Annotated in this window: 10 protein-coding genes; 2 read left to right on the top strand and 8 right to left on the bottom strand. The window is 68.2% G+C overall.

Translation table 11 applies throughout. The annotated features are described in order from the left end of the window. Nucleotides 1–108 precede the first annotated feature (108 nt). The 5 genes from J7E88_RS18400 to J7E88_RS18380 all read right to left on the bottom strand — a co-directional run bounded on the left by J7E88_RS18400 (nucleotide 109) and on the right by J7E88_RS18380 (nucleotide 8,159). Nucleotides 109–1,011 (bottom strand): hypothetical protein, encoded by a 903-nt coding sequence (locus J7E88_RS18400; protein ID WP_215182385.1) that lies wholly within the window; start codon nucleotides 1,009–1,011, stop codon nucleotides 109–111. Further along, the gene (gene sigM, locus J7E88_RS18395) at nucleotides 1,008–1,712 is read right to left on the bottom strand and encodes an RNA polymerase sigma factor SigM (RefSeq protein ID WP_215182384.1); all 705 of its coding nucleotides are present in this window, start codon (nucleotides 1,710–1,712) and stop codon (nucleotides 1,008–1,010) included. Before sigM ends, J7E88_RS18400 begins: the two co-directional genes overlap by 4 nt. 30 nt (nucleotides 1,713–1,742) lie before the next feature. Further along, the gene (locus tag J7E88_RS18390) at nucleotides 1,743–3,488 is read right to left on the bottom strand and encodes a protein kinase family protein (RefSeq protein WP_215182382.1); all 1,746 of its coding nucleotides are present in this window, start codon (nucleotides 3,486–3,488) and stop codon (nucleotides 1,743–1,745) included. A 120-nt stretch (nucleotides 3,489–3,608) separates the two neighbouring features. Then, on the bottom strand, nucleotides 3,609–5,759 hold the full coding sequence (gene murJ, locus J7E88_RS18385; protein WP_215182380.1) for a murein biosynthesis integral membrane protein MurJ: 2,151 nt from the start codon (nucleotides 5,757–5,759) through the stop codon (nucleotides 3,609–3,611). 45 nt (nucleotides 5,760–5,804) lie between these two features. Continuing rightward, nucleotides 5,805–8,159 carry a DUF6049 family protein gene (locus J7E88_RS18380; protein ID WP_215182378.1) on the bottom strand — a complete coding sequence of 785 codons (2,355 nt, stop codon included), beginning with the start codon at nucleotides 8,157–8,159 and terminating at the stop codon, nucleotides 5,805–5,807. Between the two features lie 182 nt (nucleotides 8,160–8,341). Between J7E88_RS18380 and J7E88_RS18375 the strand changes: the two genes are divergently transcribed. Then, nucleotides 8,342–9,808, top strand: a complete 1,467-nt coding sequence (locus J7E88_RS18375; protein ID WP_215182376.1) for a CCA tRNA nucleotidyltransferase — start codon at nucleotides 8,342–8,344, stop codon at nucleotides 9,806–9,808. Between the two features lie 91 nt (nucleotides 9,809–9,899). Here the strand turns inward: J7E88_RS18375 and J7E88_RS18370 are convergent, their stop codons facing one another. From J7E88_RS18370 to J7E88_RS18360, 3 genes are all read right to left on the bottom strand, one after another. Continuing rightward, nucleotides 9,900–11,168: an MFS transporter gene (locus tag J7E88_RS18370; protein ID WP_215182374.1), complete on the bottom strand. Its 1,269-nt coding sequence runs from the start codon at nucleotides 11,166–11,168 to the stop codon at nucleotides 9,900–9,902. Between the two features lie 77 nt (nucleotides 11,169–11,245). Further along, nucleotides 11,246–12,328, bottom strand: coding sequence for an inositol-3-phosphate synthase (locus J7E88_RS18365; RefSeq protein WP_215182372.1), 1,083 nt, complete (start codon nucleotides 12,326–12,328; stop codon nucleotides 11,246–11,248). Between the two features lie 59 nt (nucleotides 12,329–12,387). Next, complete coding sequence (locus tag J7E88_RS18360; RefSeq protein ID WP_215182370.1) at nucleotides 12,388–13,104, bottom strand: PadR family transcriptional regulator; 717 nt, start codon at nucleotides 13,102–13,104, stop codon at nucleotides 12,388–12,390. 372 nt (nucleotides 13,105–13,476) lie between these two features. On the opposite strand from J7E88_RS18360, the gene J7E88_RS18355 reads away from it, so the two are divergent. Then, nucleotides 13,477–16,137: a transglycosylase domain-containing protein gene (locus J7E88_RS18355; protein WP_215182368.1), complete on the top strand. Its 2,661-nt coding sequence runs from the start codon at nucleotides 13,477–13,479 to the stop codon at nucleotides 16,135–16,137. The last annotated feature ends 9 nt before the right edge of the window (nucleotides 16,138–16,146 follow it).

Raw genomic sequence — 16,146 nt, 5'->3', positions numbered from 1 at the left:
TCTGCAGACTGCCAACTGCCTACGGGGCGGGTTACAAGGTCTCACCCCACCCAACGGATCCTACGGGGCTTGCATTCCCGGGACGTCGAAGCGGCACAGGCAAGGTGTTCAGTGGTGAGGGTAGGTCTCCGTGTGCAACAGCGTCCCCGCACCCGCGGCGGTGTTGCCGACGCACGCCGCATCGACGACATACGCCTGGACCCGCGTTGCGTCGGTGGGGTGCGCTATCACGACGAGGTAGGCGTCGACGCCCGCGTATCGGCCCTGCTCGAAGGCGAGGGGGCGGTCCGACCGGCCGGTGCCCTGCTGGATGCATGACGGCACCGAGGTTTCCGGCGAGCTCTTGGGCGAGACCGTGGAGGTCTCGGCGTCGAGCGAGGGTGCCCTCTCGATCCTCGGCTCGGCCTGGGAGGCGGCCGCGAGCAGCGTTTGCACGCGGTCCTGGATCGACGCCCCCGAGAACTCTCCGGTGTCGGCGCTGACGCTGGCCTCCTTTGAGGTACCGGAATCGCTCCCCGATTGCGTCTGCACGGACTGGAGGATCAGGACGCTGACCCCGACGGCAGCAGCGCTGAAGACGGCGCCGAGCACGGCCACCCGCCGACGGCGGGTCCTACGGTTGCGGCCGGGGCCGGTCGAGCCACGCGAGCGCCCCGCGGGCCGGTCCGCGGCAGGAGGGTTCGTGTCCGTCGTGGACTCGGGCGGCGTCGGTGTTTCACGTGAAACATGGGCGGCATCGGCAGGCGCGCTGGCAGCGAGGACCGCCTCCGCCGCCAGGGCGGCATCGATCCGGCCGGCGATGTCGGCGGGCATGCGCGCTGCGCCCGGGATGGTCCCCAGGAGCCCCCGGATCTCTTCCAGCGAGCTCAGGACGTCTGCGCACAAGGGGCAGTCTTCGAGGTGGTGGCGCACGTCGGCCGCGCGGGAGGGAGGAAGAAGACCTTCGCTGAGGTCGGAGATCTCTGAGACGTCCGGGTGCTGTGTGGTGCCGGACCTGTCGCTCGATGTCACGCGCGCCCACCTCCGCCCTTCACAGCCGCTGGGCCGTTCGGCCCGGTCCTTCTTGCTCCCGACTCCGGTGGGACGGATTTCCCCGGCGTCCGGTTCCTTTCCTCGCTGACGTCGGGGTCATCCCCGCTCTCCGCACGGAGGTGGGTGAGCATGGGCAGCAGTCGGGCTCGTCCCCGGGCACACCGGCTCTTGATCGTTCCGGTGGGTACGTCGAGGACTCGCGCGGCTTCGGCGACGGGGTAGCCCTGCATGTCCACCAGCACGAGTGCGGCCCGCTGATCCGGTGGCAGCTTGGCCAGTGCGGCCAGGAGCTCGCGATGGAGGTCGTGGCGCTCGGCGGGCGCCTCGGCGGACTCATGGGGCTCCAGCAGCTGTTCCAGTCGTTCGGTGTCGTCGACGGGAGAAGTCTTGCGGGAGGCCGCTTTGCGGGCCCGGTCGAGGCAGGCGTTCACGGTGATGCGGTGCAGCCAAGTGGTGACGGCGGACTGGCCGCGGAAGGTGTGGGCGGCGCGGAAGGCGGAGACGAGGGCGTCCTGGACGGCGTCCGCGGCCTCCTCCCTGTCCCCCAGGGTGCGCAGCGCCACCGCCCACAGCCGGTCGCGGTGGCGCCGCACGAGCTCACCGAAGGCATCGGGGTCCCCGGCGACATGGCGGGCCAGAAGATCCTGGTCGCTCGCGTCGCCGAGTGTGGCGTCGTCCAACGGTGAGCCCCCTCCCCGCTTCGTTCTCCGTCAGCCGGTGAACGTGACGTCCGTGATGCCTTGCTTGTAACCGGTGCCGCTGTACTCGTCGTTCGACGAGTGCGGCATCGCGGTCATCCAGAGCAGGACATAACGGCTTGTCACCGGCTTCTTGGCCGTCAACGTGAGTGCCGATCCACTGGTCTGTCCGGCGGCGATCTGTGTCATGGAGGCCACCGGGCCGGACGGCGACAGGGAATCAGCGGCGTAGAGGCTGATCGTGGTGTGATCTCCGCTGTAGCGCAACGCTATGGACGCGTTGGAGACGTCCTTCTCAGAACCCAGGTCGAAGACAATGCCCACACCCTGCTTCACCGAGGGAGCGAATTCCGGTCCGTCGAAGTAGCTCTTGGTCCGCCAGTACGTCGTGCTGTCGCCGTCATGGGCGGCACCGACGTTCCCCGCGTTCTGGGGAGCGCCGTCCGGGGCGTACTCCTGTGCCGACTGGACGGCAAGGGGGATGGGAGCCTTGGGCTTCTCGTTCTCGCCGCCCGTGATGGACGTCTCCGAGGTCTTGGGTTCCTTGGCGCCGTTCTCCTGGCCCAGCAGCTTGTCGGCCACCTGCCAGCTGCCGAGGCCCAGCGCCGCGATGAGGAGCGCGGACACGGCCCACTTCAGTGCCTTGCCGGTACGGCTCTCGAGCGGGGCGGGCGGTGTGGGCGCCGCCTGGGTGACGCCCATGCCCGGCCGGGAGGCCGGGCGGCCGTAGTTGCCCTGCTGATAGGTGGTGCGCTGGTACTCCGGCGGCGCGGTGAACGCAGGCTCCGGCGGCCGGATGCGCGGCATCGCGGCGACCGCCTTCGCCAGTTCGTCCGGCGTGGTGCACGGCGGCTCCTGGCGGGATGCGGTGGCGCCGTCGTTGACGAGAGCGCGCATGGCCAGTTCCGACAGTCCGCGATGGATGCCGGCGCGCACTTGGTCGGGTGCGACAAGACCGACACCCTTGGGGAGCCCGGAGAGGCCGTACGCATCGTTCTCGTACGGCCAGCGCTGGGTGAGCGCGGCGTACAGTAGGGCGCCGATCGCCTCGGTGTCGGTGCGCTGAGGGCGCTCGGCGGAGATGCCGCGCAGAGCTGCGTTCACCGCCAGGCCGCGGATGCGGTACTGCCCGGTGGACGTCCGCAGAACTGCGCCGGGGGTGAGCCGGAGATGGGCGAGCCCCTCGCGGTGGGCCGCGGCCATGGCCAACGACACCTGCTCGACGAGCTGGTAGGCGTCGTGGGGTTCCAGAGGGCCGGCGGCCAGCAGCGTGGTCAGCTCGACGGCGTCGGGGAGCCATTCGTGGACGACGTAGACGAGGTCGTTCTCCTCGACGGCGTCGAGGACCTGGACGAACCGCGGGTCGCCGAGAAGGGCCGATGAGCGGGCGGCCGCGAGAACGGAGCGAGCCCTGGGGTGGTCGGCGGGCAGGAGGTGGACGCCTACGGCCCGGCGCAGTTTCTCGTCGACGGCACGCCAACTGCTGAAACCGTCCAGACGGGTGACGCACTCCTCCAGGCGGTAGCGTCTGGCGAGTTTGTGGCCGCTGTGCAGTTCAGGTGTCGAGTGGGAGAGCTCCCCGCCCTTCGCCGCGCTCTTTGTTCCGGTCTTCGCCTCGCCGTCTTCCGGTGCGGTCGTCTCCGCAGTCTTCTGGGATTCTGCCGCCCCGTCGGTCGTGGCCTTGCCCGCTTGTGCGGTCAGCGGTTCGTCCCCGCCGTTGTCGGCCACGTCGACGGCAGCCGTGCTACGTTCCGCCACCGTCGTTCCTGCCTCCCCATCCGTTGCGCCGTATCCAAACGCCATGCCAATTGTGCCCACAGTCGGACGCTATGCACGACACGCGACGTCCGACGATGGTTGTGCCAGGGTCGGTCCGTCCTAGCGACCGAGACGTCCTCGGACCATGCCGACCATGGCGTTGAGTTCCGCGATGCGCATCCTCTTCGCCGCGACGAAGAAGACGCCCAGCAGTACGGCTCCGCCGACGACCAGTGCCACCACTGAGCCGCCCGCGCCGCTGCCCAGTGCCCTGATGACGCCGAAGGCGGCTGTACCGCCCGCGATCGCGGCCGGTACGGAGGCCATGCAGAGCCGTGCGTAGGTCCGCATCACATGCGGGCCGTCCAGATCGCCGCCGAGGCGCTTCTTGAGCCGTCGCCAGGCGACTCCGACACCCACCGCGTAGGCGAATCCGTAGGAGGCGCCCATGCCGACAACGGCCCATTGGGCCGGGAGCAGCACGTAACACAGCGTGGAGGCACCGGCGTTGACCGCGGCGACGATGACCGTGTTGTAGAACGGGGTCCGGGTGTCCTCGTACGCGTAGAAGCCACGGAGCACGACGTACTGCACGGAGTAGGGGATGAGGCCGAGACCGAAGGCCATCAGGATGAAGCCCATGCCCCGGGCGGCCTCCTGGCCGCTCGACGCGAAGAGCAGCGTGGACATCGGGACGCCCAGCGCGAGGAACGCGAAGGAGACCGGGACGATGGCGACCGCGGAGTTGCGCAGCCCCTGGGAGATGTCGTCCCGTACGGCACCCGGATCGTCGTCGTGGGCGGCGCGGGAGATGCGTGGCAGGAGGGCGGCCATCACGGAGACGGTGATGATGGCCTGGGGCATGCCCCAGATGAGCTGGGCGTTGGTGTAGGCGATGAAGCCCGCCCCCTGCTTACCCGAGGCCTCACCGGCCGCGGTGGCGAGCTGGGTGACGACGAGCACACCGGCCTGGTTGGCGAGGACGAAGAGCACCGTCCACTTGGCCAGCTTCACCGTCTTTCCCAGGCCGTGGCCCTTCCAGTCGAACCGCGGGCGGAAGCGGAAGCCAGTCTCACGCAGGTACGGAATCATCGCCAGAGCTTGGACGACAAGTCCGAGCAGGGTTCCGATGCCGAGGAGACGGACGCCTTCCGGCGGGATCGTCTGCACACCCATCTGTGATTCGGCGGAGGTGCCGTACACCCAGATGAAGAGGCCGAACGTGGTGATCATGACGATGTTGTTGAGGACCGGGGTCCACATCATCGCGCCGAACTTCCCACGGGCATTGAGGATTTGGCCCATGACCACATGGATGCCCATGAAGAAGATCGTGGGCAGGCAGTAGCGGGCGAAGGTGACGGCGACACTGTTGGCCGCCTGGTCGCTCGCGATGGTGTCCGACATCAGCCGGATCAGCAGCGGCGCGGCGAACACGGCAAGGGCGACGATGGCGCCCAGCGCCACCATCACCAGGGTGAGCAGGCGGTTGGCGTAGGCCTCGCCGCCGTCCTCGTCGTTTTTCATCGCCCGCACCAGTTGCGGCACGAAGACAGAGTTCAGCCCGCCGCCGACGGTGAGGATGTAGATCATCGTCGGCAGGGTGTACGCGACCGTGTATGTGTCACCCAGAAAAGCCGCACCCAGCGCCGCGGTGATCACCAGGCTGCGGACAAAGCCGGTGAGACGGGAGACCAGCGTGCCGGCCGCCATCACAGCGCTGGACCTCAGCAGACCCGAGGCCTTCCCGGCCGGCTTCTTCGGCGCGGGCGCCGCGGGCACGGGTTCGGGTGCCGGAGCCGGTTGCGCCGAGGTCTGCTGGTCCCGGAAGAGGTGGGCGAATGCGTCGGGTTCCGGGGTGTTGTCGCCGGCGCGGGTGACGAGATCGTCCACGCCGGTGAACTCGGTGGTCCGGGCCGCGTCCCCGTAGGGGAGATGGCGCAAGGGCCCCTCCGGCTCGGGCGGCGGCGTCTGGGCCCAGACGCGGGGGTCGGGGGCGTACGCGGAGGCAGGAGGCTGCTGGTAGAGCGGCTGCGGTTCCGGGTAGGTGCCCGGAGGCGGTGGGGGGTGCGCCGACCGGTCGTAGAGCGCCTCGGCCACCGGGTCCTGGGCCGAGAGGTCCTGCGACTGGAAGGGGTCGGGGGCGTAGGCGTCCTGGACGTAGGGATCCTGGGGAAACTGATCGGGAGCGGGCTGATGCGGCGGCGGGACCTGGCCGGCCGGGTCTTCACCCGTGCCTTGGCCGCGGTCACCGTCGTACGGCGCGTTCATCACTACCCCACCTCATCGTCCCCGGCCGACCGGCCACCACATCGCTCAACGGTCCACCTTCTCACCAGCGCCCGACGGGTCGCCGCTTTCGGGTCGGGTTTCCGGTCCGAGGTCACTCGCCTGCCCGCGATCCGGGCCGTCGATGTCACGCCGCGTGCCTTCCGCCCCGTCCCGGGCGGTGTCGTCGTCGTTCGACGCTTCCTCGGCCTCCGCAGCCGCCGTCTCGTCGGCGCCGGCGCGCTTGCGCTGGGTGTACATCCTGATGCCGGCGAGCACGAGAAGCAGAACGCCGCCCGCGATCACCAGCATGACCGTCGGTGTGATCTCGGAGACCTTCACCGTGAAGTCCATGGCCTGGCCGTACAGCTTGCCGTCCTGCGTGTAGAGCTGCGCGGTCATCTGGACCTGACCGTTGACATTGGCCGTCGCGGGGAACTTCACCGTCTGGCTGTGGCCGCCGTCGATCTGGACCCGCTGCTCGGCGATGCCCTTGTCGCCGTCGAGGTTCAGACGCGTCGGGTTGTGCGAGGTGAGCCGGAGCACCAGATGGTCGATGCCCTGGACCAGCTCGTTCTGCACGGTGACCGGAATCGTGGCGCTGCGGCCGGAGAGAGTCACATCCGACTTCTCGATCAGCTGGACCTCTTCCGTGAGGTCCCGCAGATAGCTCCGCACGCCGTTGCGGTACTGCTGGGCCGCCGCGGGGTTGCCCCGCCAGGAGGCCGACAGCTCGCGGTCTATGGCCCTGCCGAAGGGCGTGTTCACCCGGTCGGCCTGGGTGAGGATGCCCTCGAACATGTCGAGGCCTTCCTGAGTGCCCCTGACGTCCTGGAACGCCTCGACGGGCAGCTCCTGCTTGCGGAGCTTGCCCGGGTACTGGGAAGTGCTGGGCACCTTGGTGTTGGCGTCTGCGTCCGGCTTCGCGTCCGCGGCGGCGACCAGGTCCAGCGGCTGGGTCCATCGCTGGGTGCCGAGGGCCTGGAGGGCACGAGCCATGGACTGGGCCTGGACGGCCGTGGGCACACGCTGGGGGGCGACGACGATGCTGCGCTGCTTGGCTGGGGCCTGATGCAGCACGGCGAGTGACTGGGCGAGAAACTCCTGGACGGCGAGTGTGGAGGTGTCCGACCGGGTCATGTCGCCCTGGAACGCCTTGGAGAGCCGTGAGTCGGTGACGACCGCGGTCGTGCCGCCGCCGATGGGCCGGGCCGCGGTGGGCGTGTAGCCCAGGCTGTCCTGGAGGCTGTCGCTACGGGCGATCACCTTGTGCGCACCGGCCGACGTGGCCACATCGACGATCGAGGAGTCGATCGCCCCCTCCACGGGCCAGGCGAAATCGGTCGACGCCTTCACATGGAGGACGGTTTCCACCGTGATCGCGGCGACCTCGGTGGCCGGCTTCAGATGGCTGAGGGAGCCGGAGACGGATTTGCCGCGGTGGGCCAAGGAGGCCAGATCGGGATCGGCGAACGGCAGGGCGACGACCTTGCGGTCCTTCACCGCCGCTTCGAGATCGCTCAGCCAGCGCTTGGCCACGGCCTGGTTCTTGCCGGGGACCGTGGTGTTCCCCTTCTTGACCTGGTAGTCCCGCGTCATGGCGTCAACGGTGGCCAGCAGGTCGGGGTCGATCACCCAGGTGACCGGCAGTTCCCTGCCGAGGGAGACGAGCTGATCGAGGCGGCCACCGGTGGACAGCTCGGCTGCCAGCGACTCGTCCTCGAAGACGGGCGTCTGCTGCTCGTCGGAGCCCGTCTCGGACGTGAGATGGGTGGAGGAGATCAGCGGCCACAGGTAGGTCAGACGCGTCTTCTTCTCCGCCGCCTCGGGTTGCCACGGCAGGAAGGTGCGCTCGATGCCCAGCACCTGGTCGAACGGCAGGCTCGCGGTCTGCCCGGAGAGCGAGACCCCGAGCTGGTAGACGCCGCCGTCCTCGTCGAGGTCGAGCTCGTCGGCGGGGACGGAGAGCCGGAAGTCATGGCTGATGCCGGAGGCGAGCCGTGGGATCTCGACCGCGTACTTGTCATCGATCTCCGGGCCGTCGAGGCCTGGGTAGTAACCGGTGCGCTCCGCGGCACGGTCGATGGAGGTCCGACCGGACAGCTTCTGCCCCACTCGCAGATCGACGTGTGCGTCCGTGATCGTCTGCTTGCCCTCGTTGATTACCGTGCCGGAGATGACGATCGTGTCCTTCTTGCCCGGCGCCGAGGGCGTGAACGTGTCGAGAGACACATCGACCGTCCGCGACCCGGTGGCGTCCTCCGCGGCATGCGCCGCCGGCGCCGCGGGGCCGCCGAGCAGCCCGGCCACGAGAGGTACGCCGGTGAGCAGGGAGGCTGAGCGACGCAGCCACCGGCGGGCAGGAGAAGTACGCATCCCCTGGAAGTCTGCCGCCTCGGCCACGCGCTCGCCCGTCCCTCGTCGTCTGCTTGCCGGTGGTGGTTCTCTGGTTCTTGCGTCCAGGCATGGTAACGAGGCCCGCTGTGTCGAAGTGCCGCGGAGTGCATCACAAGATCGCAAGGGTCTTCCGGGGTCGCCGTAAACCGGGGCGCTCCGGTCGGCCCGGGCACGTACCCTTTTCTGTTGTGCCGAACGCCAATGAAGACAACCCCAACGCCCTGAACCAGGTGCAACGCCGCGCGGTGAGCGAATTGCTGCGGGTGTCACCGGTCGCCGACGATCTTGCCCGCCGTTTCCAGGAGGCCGGGTTCAGTCTCGCCCTGGTCGGAGGGTCGGTACGTGACGCACTTCTCGGCCGGCTCGGCAACGATCTCGACTTCACGACGGACGCTCGGCCCGAGGACGTACTGAAGATCATCCGGCCGTGGGCGGACTCGGTCTGGGACGTCGGCATCGCCTTCGGCACGGTCGGCGCGCAGAAGGAAGGCCGGGTCGGGGACGAGGTGCAGCGCTTCCAGATCGAGGTGACCACCTACCGTTCGGAGGCCTATGACCGGACGTCGCGCAAACCCGAGGTGTCCTACGGCGACTCCATCGAGGAGGACCTCGTCCGTCGGGACTTCACGGTGAACGCCATGGCCGTGGCCCTTCCGGAGAAGGTGTTCATCGACCCGCACGGAGGCCTTGGGGACCTCGCGGCGCGCGTGCTCAGGACGCCCGGCACCCCCGAGGAGTCCTTCTCGGACGATCCGCTGCGCATGATGCGCGCCGCCCGGTTCGCGGCTCAGCTCGATTTCGAGGTGGCGCCCGAGGTGGTGGCCGCCATGAGGGCGATGGCCCAGCGCATCGAGATCGTCTCCGCTGAACGTGTGCGCGACGAACTGAACAAGCTGCTGCTGTCCGCGCAGCCCTGCAAGGGTCTGGGGCTGCTCGTGGACACCGGGATCGCCGAGTATGTGATGCCCGAGCTGCCTGCGCTGCGTCTCGAAAGTGATGAGCACCACCGCCACAAGGATGTGTACGAGCACTCGCTCACTGTGCTCGACCAGGCCATCGACCTCGAGGACGACGGTCCGGACCTGGTGCTGAGGCTCGCTGCTCTGCTCCACGACATCGGAAAGCCGAGGACGCGGCGGTTCGAGAAGGACGGGCGCGTCTCCTTCCATCACCACGAGGTGGTGGGAGCGAAGATGGTCAAGAAGCGGATGGCGGCGCTCAAGTACTCGAACGAGATGGTCAAGGACGTCGCGAGGCTCGTCGAGCTGCATCTGCGTTTCCACGGCTACGGCACCGGCGAGTGGACGGATTCGGCGGTGCGGCGCTATGTGCGGGACGCCGGGCCGCTGCTGACCCGGCTGCACAAGCTGACGCGCTCGGACTGCACGACCCGGAACAAGCGGAAGGCCACTGCGCTCTCCCGGGCGTACGACGGGCTGGAAGAGCGCATTGGCCAGTTGCAGGAGCAGGAGGAGCTGGACGCGATCCGGCCGGACCTCAACGGCAACCAGATCCAGGAGGTCCTGGGCGTGGGGCCGGGTCCGGTCATCGGCAAGGCGTATGCGTTCCTCCTCGATTTGCGTCTGGAGAACGGGCCGATGGAGCACGATGCCGCTGTTGCCGCGCTCAAGGAGTGGTGGGCGGCTCAGGGCTGAGCGAGCAACGGGTGCGATGTTTCACGTGAAACATGCGCCTGGGACGACTGCGGCGGGGCGGTGTTTCACGTGAAACATCGCCCCGGCGGCTTTATGGCATCTCCCCGGAACGCTTCCCGCGGGCCAGCGCCACCGCGACCACCGCATAGACCGCCGCGACCAACCCGACCAGCGGAGCCGATCTGCCGTCCGGGGGCAGCATGAGTGCCGCGAGACCGGCCGCTCCGACGAAGCCCACATTGAACAGCATGTCGTAGAGAGCGAAGATCCGGCCGCGGAAGGAGTCGTCCGTGGTGGTCTGGACGATCGTGTCCGTCGCGATCTTCGCCCCTTGGGTGACGAGCCCCAGAACGAAGGCGGCGGCCAGCATCGGCCCGGGCCTGAACGGCAGGCCTAGCGCCGGTTCCAGGAGGGCCGCCGTCGCGGCACAGGCCACCATCCAGCCGTACCGGCCGAGACGTCCGACGCCCGAGGGTGACAGCACAGCAGCGGCGAAGAACCCCGCGCCCGAGAAGGCGAGTGCCAGGCCGAGGAGGGCAAGCCCGTCCGATTCGGTTTCGGACCAGGCGTACCGGCACAGCATCAGCACCATCACGGTGAGCGCCCCGTAGCAGAACCGCATCAGCGTCATGGCTGCCAGCGCATGAGCCGCCGGAGGGCGCTGTGCGAGATGCCGCAGCCCGCCCATCAGCCCACGTGCCGTGGAGGCGATCGCCACGAGCAGACGGGGCTGCACGAGCTCCGGGTCGGGGCCGAGCAGTTCACGCGCCATGCGCAGCGACGCCACGGCGGAGCAGAGATAGAGCACCGCCCCGAGTAGCACCACCACGGCATCGGACTCGGCGGCGACGAGACGGACCAGGAAGGCCAGCCCGCCGCCGGCGGTGGCGGCCAGGGTGCCTGCGGTGGGCGAGACGGAGTTGGCCATGACGAGGCGGTCGGCGTCGACCACCCGGGGCAGGGCGGCCGACAGTCCGGCCAGGACGAACCGGTTGACGGCCGTGACGGACAACGCGGAGGCGTAGAGGAGCCAGTCCGGCACCGAGAACAGGATCAGCAGCGCCGTACCGCCGGCGAGGACGGCGCGCAGGAGGTTGCCGTGGAGAAGGACCTGTCGGCGCTGCCAGCGATCGAGAAGTACACCGGCGAAGGGGCCGACGAAGGAGTACGGGAGCAGCAGGACGGCCATGGCGGAGGCGATGGCCGCCGGGGAGGTCTGCCTCTCGGGTGAGAAGACCACGTACGCGGCGAGCGCGACCTGATAGACGCCGTCGGCCGCCTGGGAGAGCAGTCGGACGGCCAGCAGTCGGCGGAAGTCGGACAGGCGCAGTAGTACGCGCAGATCACGTACAGCGGACATGTGAGCAAGCGTCACATACGAGGAGGGTCCCCGGGCCGATGACCCGGGGACCCTCCTCGATCGGACAGGTCGAACGCTTAGCGCTCGACCTCGCCCTTGATGAACTTCTCGACGCTCTCCCGCGCCTGGTCGTCGAAGTACTGGACCGGCGGCGACTTCATGAAGTACGAGGACGCGGAGAGGATCGGACCGCCGATACCGCGGTCCTTGGCGATCTTCGCGGCGCGCAGGGCATCGATGATGACACCCGCGGAGTTCGGCGAGTCCCACACCTCGAGCTTGTACTCCAGGTTCAGCGGGACGTCACCGAAGGCACGACCCTCCAGGCGGACGTATGCCCACTTGCGGTCGTCCAGCCAGGCCACGTAGTCCGACGGACCGATGTGGACGTTCTTCTCGCCCATGTCGCGGTCCGGGATCTGCGAGGTGACGGCCTGCGTCTTCGAGATCTTCTTGGACTCCAGACGCTCGCGCTCGAGCATGTTCTTGAAGTCCATGTTGCCGCCGACGTTCAGCTGCATCGTGCGGTCCAGGATGACGCCCCGGTCCTCGAAGAGCTTCGCCATCACACGGTGGGTGATGGTGGCGCCGACCTGCGACTTGATGTCGTCGCCGACGATCGGGACACCGGCCTCGGTGAACTTGTCCGCCCACTCCTTGGTGCCGGCGATGAACACCGGGAGGGCGTTGACGAAGCCGACCTTGGCGTCGATGGCGCACTGCGCGTAGTACTTCGCAGCGTCCTCGGAACCGACGGGCAGGTAGCAGACCAGGACGTCGACCTGCTTGTCCTTGAGGACCTGGACGATGTCGACCGGGGCCTCGGGAGACTCCTCGATGGTCTGACGGTAGTACTTGCCCAGACCGTCCAGGGTGTGGCCGCGCTGCACGGTGACGCCGGTGGACGGCACGTCGCAGATCTTGATGGTGTTGTTCTCGCTGGCGCCGATGGCGTCGGCCAGGTCGAGGCCGACCTTCTTGGCGTCCACGTCGAAGGCGGCAACGAACTCGACGTCACGCACGTGGTAGTCGCCGAACTGGACGTGCATCAGACCCGGCACCTTGCCGGCCGGGTCGGCGTCCTTGTAGTACTCGACGCCCTGCACCAGCGAGGCGGCGCAGTTGCCCACGCCGACGATGGCTACGCGAACCGAACCCATTCCGGTTGCTCCCTGTGTGATCTCGGTATTCCGGATGAAACCCTGCGGAGCGCAGGGCCTCACTTGGCGGTGTCGTCGGACGGATCCGGCGGGGTGGAGCCGTTGGGAGGTGTCCCTCCGGAAGACTCGCTGCCCTGACGCCGGGGCAGGCCGCCCGTCGCTCCTGATGTGTTGTCCTGCTGAGCGGTGCTCTCGGGGGAGGGCCGTCGCTGATCCCGCCCTGCCCGCTCGCTCTCGATCAGCTCGTTCAGCCAGCGCACTTCGCGCTCCACGGACTCCATGCCGTGCCGCTGCAGTTCGAGCGTGTAGTCGTCGAGGCGCTCACGGGTGCGGGCGAGAGAGGCGCGCATTTTCTCCAGGCGCTCCTCCAGCCGGCTGCGGCGACCCTCCAGGACCCGCATCCGCACCTCGCGCTCCGTCTGCCCGAAGAAGGCGAAACGCGCTGCGAAGTGCTCGTCCTCCCAGGTGTCGGGGCCGGTGTGCGAGAGCAGCTCCTCGAAGTGCTCCTTGCCTTCCGCCGTCAGCCGATAGACGATCTTGGCGCGGCGCCCCGCCAGTGATGCGGCGAGGGCGTCCTCGGGTGCGTTTCCCGGTTCCTCGATCAACCAGCCGTTGGCGACCAGCGTCTTGAGGCAGGGGTAGAGGGTTCCGTAGCTGAAGGCCCGGAAGATTCCCAGCGAGGTGTTGAGCCGCTTGCGCAGCTCGTACCCGTGCATCGGGGCTTCGCGGAGCAGACCGAGGACGGCGAACTCAAGGATGCCTGAGCGTCTGCTCACTGCCGCCTCCCTTGCCCGTCGGTGCCCGTATGCACATCCGATGTGTCGTGCTGATGTATCGACTCGATACATCAGCACGATAGAGCGGACCTCCGCATGCGACAAGAGGGGTCATCGTGAGCGGCGTCACATCATCAATTCGGTGGTGGTCAGTTGCCTGATATGGGGTGAACTTCAGCGCTCGGGGGTTTTGACCGTGCGTAGTCTGTGCGGCATGCAGACCACTGGGAACCATGTGACGCCCCTGCGCGTCATCGCCGTGGATGCACCGCGGATGAGCTCTGCCAGGGAGCTGGTCCGTATCCATTTCGGGGGGACCGGAACTCAACTGCCGCTTCCAGGCGTCTCGCCTGCCCGAGGAGTAGTCGTTCGATGAGCGAGCACCGACGCAAACCGCCACAGCCGCAGGGTGGCGGACGCGCCGCGGCCCGACGCGCCGCCCAGCCTTCCGGCCGCCGCGGAGCACATGATCGGGCTGCCCCGTCAGCCCCCGCGTCCCACGGCGAAGAGCGCGCCTACGGCAGCCGGGCCGAGGCCCGGCGCGCTGCCCAGCGGGGCGGCAGTCGCAGGCGTGGCGCCCCGGAGGCCGCCGCTGCCGGCGGCGGGCGACGTGCCGGAGCCGGAGGGGCTCCCGGCAAGAAGCGGCTGATCGACTACCCGCGCCACAACAAGTACGGATGGCGGCGCTGGGTGCCGTCGTGGAAGCTCGTCGCGGGGCTGTGCATCGGCTTCCTCGGGCTGCTGACCGTGGCTGCGGCCATCGCGTACAGCATGGTCGTCATCCCCAAGGAGGCGGAGGCGGCCACGGCCCAGAACAACGTCTACTACTGGGCCGACGGCTCCCAGATGGCCGCCACGGGTGGCGAGATCAACCGCCAGATCGTCGGCATCGACCAGATCCCGCGGGCGATGCAGGACGCCGTGATCTCCGCGGAGAACAAGACGTTCGAGCAGGACTCGGGCATCGACCCGATGGGTATCGCTCGTGCTCTGTTCAACATGGCCAAGGGCCAGGAGACCCAGGGTGGCTCCACCATCACCCAGCAGTACGTGAAGAACGCGCGGCTGGATGACCAGAACCAGACCCTGAGCCGCAAGTTCCAGGAGCTGTTCATCTCCATCAAGATCGACAGCGAGATGGACAAGCCCGACATCATGAAGGGCTACCTGAACACCTCGTACTACGGGCGGGGTGCCTACGGCATCCAGGCCGCGGCCCGCACGTACTACAACAAGGACGCCGAGAAGCTGAACGCGAGCGAGTGCGCGTTCCTCGCCACGCTCCTCAAGGGCGCGACGTACTACGACCCGGCGGGTGCCACGGAGATCGACTCAAGGGCGAAGCCGGCGGCCAACAGGGACCGAGCCGAGAAGCGCTGGCGCTGGATCCTCGACGAGATGGTCAAGGACGGCCACCTCGAGGCAGAGGAGCGCGCCAAGTACACGGAGTTCCCCAATCCGCAGAAGCCGAAGAAGAACGCCCAGCTCAGTGGGCAGATCGGCTACCTGGTGGACCTGGCCAAGGCCAACTTCCTCAACAAATACGAGGGGATGACCGAGAAGAAGCTGGCGCAGGGCGGCTACGAGATCCACACGACCTTCGACAAGACGAAGGTCAACGCTCTCGAGGCCTCCATCAAAGAGATCTACAAGAAGCACATCGACCCCGAGGAGCGGCCGAAGACGGACACCCACGTCCAGTTCGGCGGCGCATCCGTGGAGCCGGGGACCGGGAAGATCGTTGCGATCTACGGCGGCGCGGACGCGACGAAGCACTTCACCAACAACGCCGACGCGACCGGTGCCCAGGTCGGATCGACGTTCAAGCCCTTCGTCCTGGCCGCCGCGATGCGGGACGGCGTACGCGACCCCGACCTCGGCTCCGAGCAGGGGCGCGATGAGCGCACCATCGTCGACCCGGACAAGAGCCGGTACAACGGTGCCAACAAGCTCAAGATCAAGAACTACGACGGCTCGATCTGGCGCAACGAGAAGGGCCAGGAGTGGCTCCAGCGCAACGACGGTGACGAGTCGTTCAAGAACATCAGCCTGCGCGAGGCCATGATCCACTCGGCCAACTCACCGTTCGTGCAGCTCGGCATGGACGTCGGCATCCCGCAGGTTCGTCAGGCGGCCGTCGACGCAGGTCTGCTCGAATCCAGCCTGGTCAAGTCGAACGTCCCCTCGTTCTCCCTCGGTATCTCGGACCCCAGCGCCATCCGTATGGCCGGCGCCTACGGCACCTTCGCGGCCAACGGAAAGCAGCGCGACCCGTACTCCGTGACCTCCGTCGAGCACAGGGGCCAGACGATCTACAAGCACGAGGAGGAGGTCGATACGGTCTTCACCAAGGCCGTCGCCACCAATGTGACGGATGTGCTCCGCGACGTCGTCGACGACGAGGACGGCACGGGTAAGAACGCGCGCCTCCCCGGCCGTCAGGTCGCCGGCAAGACCGGTACCACCGACGACAACAAGTCCGCGTGGTTCGTCGGCTACACCCCGCAGCTGTCGACCGCCATCGACATGTACCGCCTCGACGACGACGAGAAGAGCGGCAAGAAGCGCGTGTTCGAGAAGATGTACGGCACCGGTGGCCGGGACACGATCCACGGTTCGTCCTTCCCGTCCCAGATCTGGCAGACGTACATGTCCGAGGCGCTCAAGAAAGCCAAGGTCATCGAGTTCGACGAGCCGGAGGAGCTCGACGGTGAGGCCGTCTGGGGCGGCGGCGCCGTCAGTCCCAAGCCGACGCCCAGCAACACGCCGTCCTCGAGCCCGTCCCAGTCCCCCTCCTCGAGCCCCTCGGAGAGCCCCTCGACGAGCCCCGAGCCCTCGGCGTCCTGCAACCCGTGGGAGGACTGGACCTGCGAGCCCACCGGCGGCGCCAACAGCGGCACCGACCAGGGCGGCGACAACGGCGGGATCACCTCAAGTCCCTCGATGTCACCGGGCACCGACAGCGGAGGAGCCAACGGCAACGGCGGCGGTAACGGCGGAGGCTTCATCGGAGGCTCCGACGGCACCGAATAGCCCCTGCTC

This window comes from Streptomyces sp. ISL-10 (genome assembly GCF_018614575.1).
Lineage (GTDB): Bacteria > Actinomycetota > Actinomycetes > Streptomycetales > Streptomycetaceae > Streptomyces.
This window is presented reverse-complemented; position numbering and strand designations above follow the sequence as displayed.

What these genes read in the sequence shown, in the direction of transcription:
- murJ (WP_215182380.1), bottom strand. Translation starts at nt 5,759, where the DNA reads ATGAACGCGCCGTACGACGGTGACCGCGGCCAAGGCACGGGTGAAGAC.
- J7E88_RS18370 (WP_215182374.1), bottom strand. Translation starts at nt 11,168, where the DNA reads ATGTCCGCTGTACGTGATCTGCGCGTACTACTGCGCCTGTCCGACTTC.
- J7E88_RS18365 (WP_215182372.1), bottom strand. Translation starts at nt 12,328, where the DNA reads ATGGGTTCGGTTCGCGTAGCCATCGTCGGCGTGGGCAACTGCGCCGCC.
- J7E88_RS18355 (WP_215182368.1), top strand. Translation starts at nt 13,477, where the DNA reads ATGAGCGAGCACCGACGCAAACCGCCACAGCCGCAGGGTGGCGGACGC.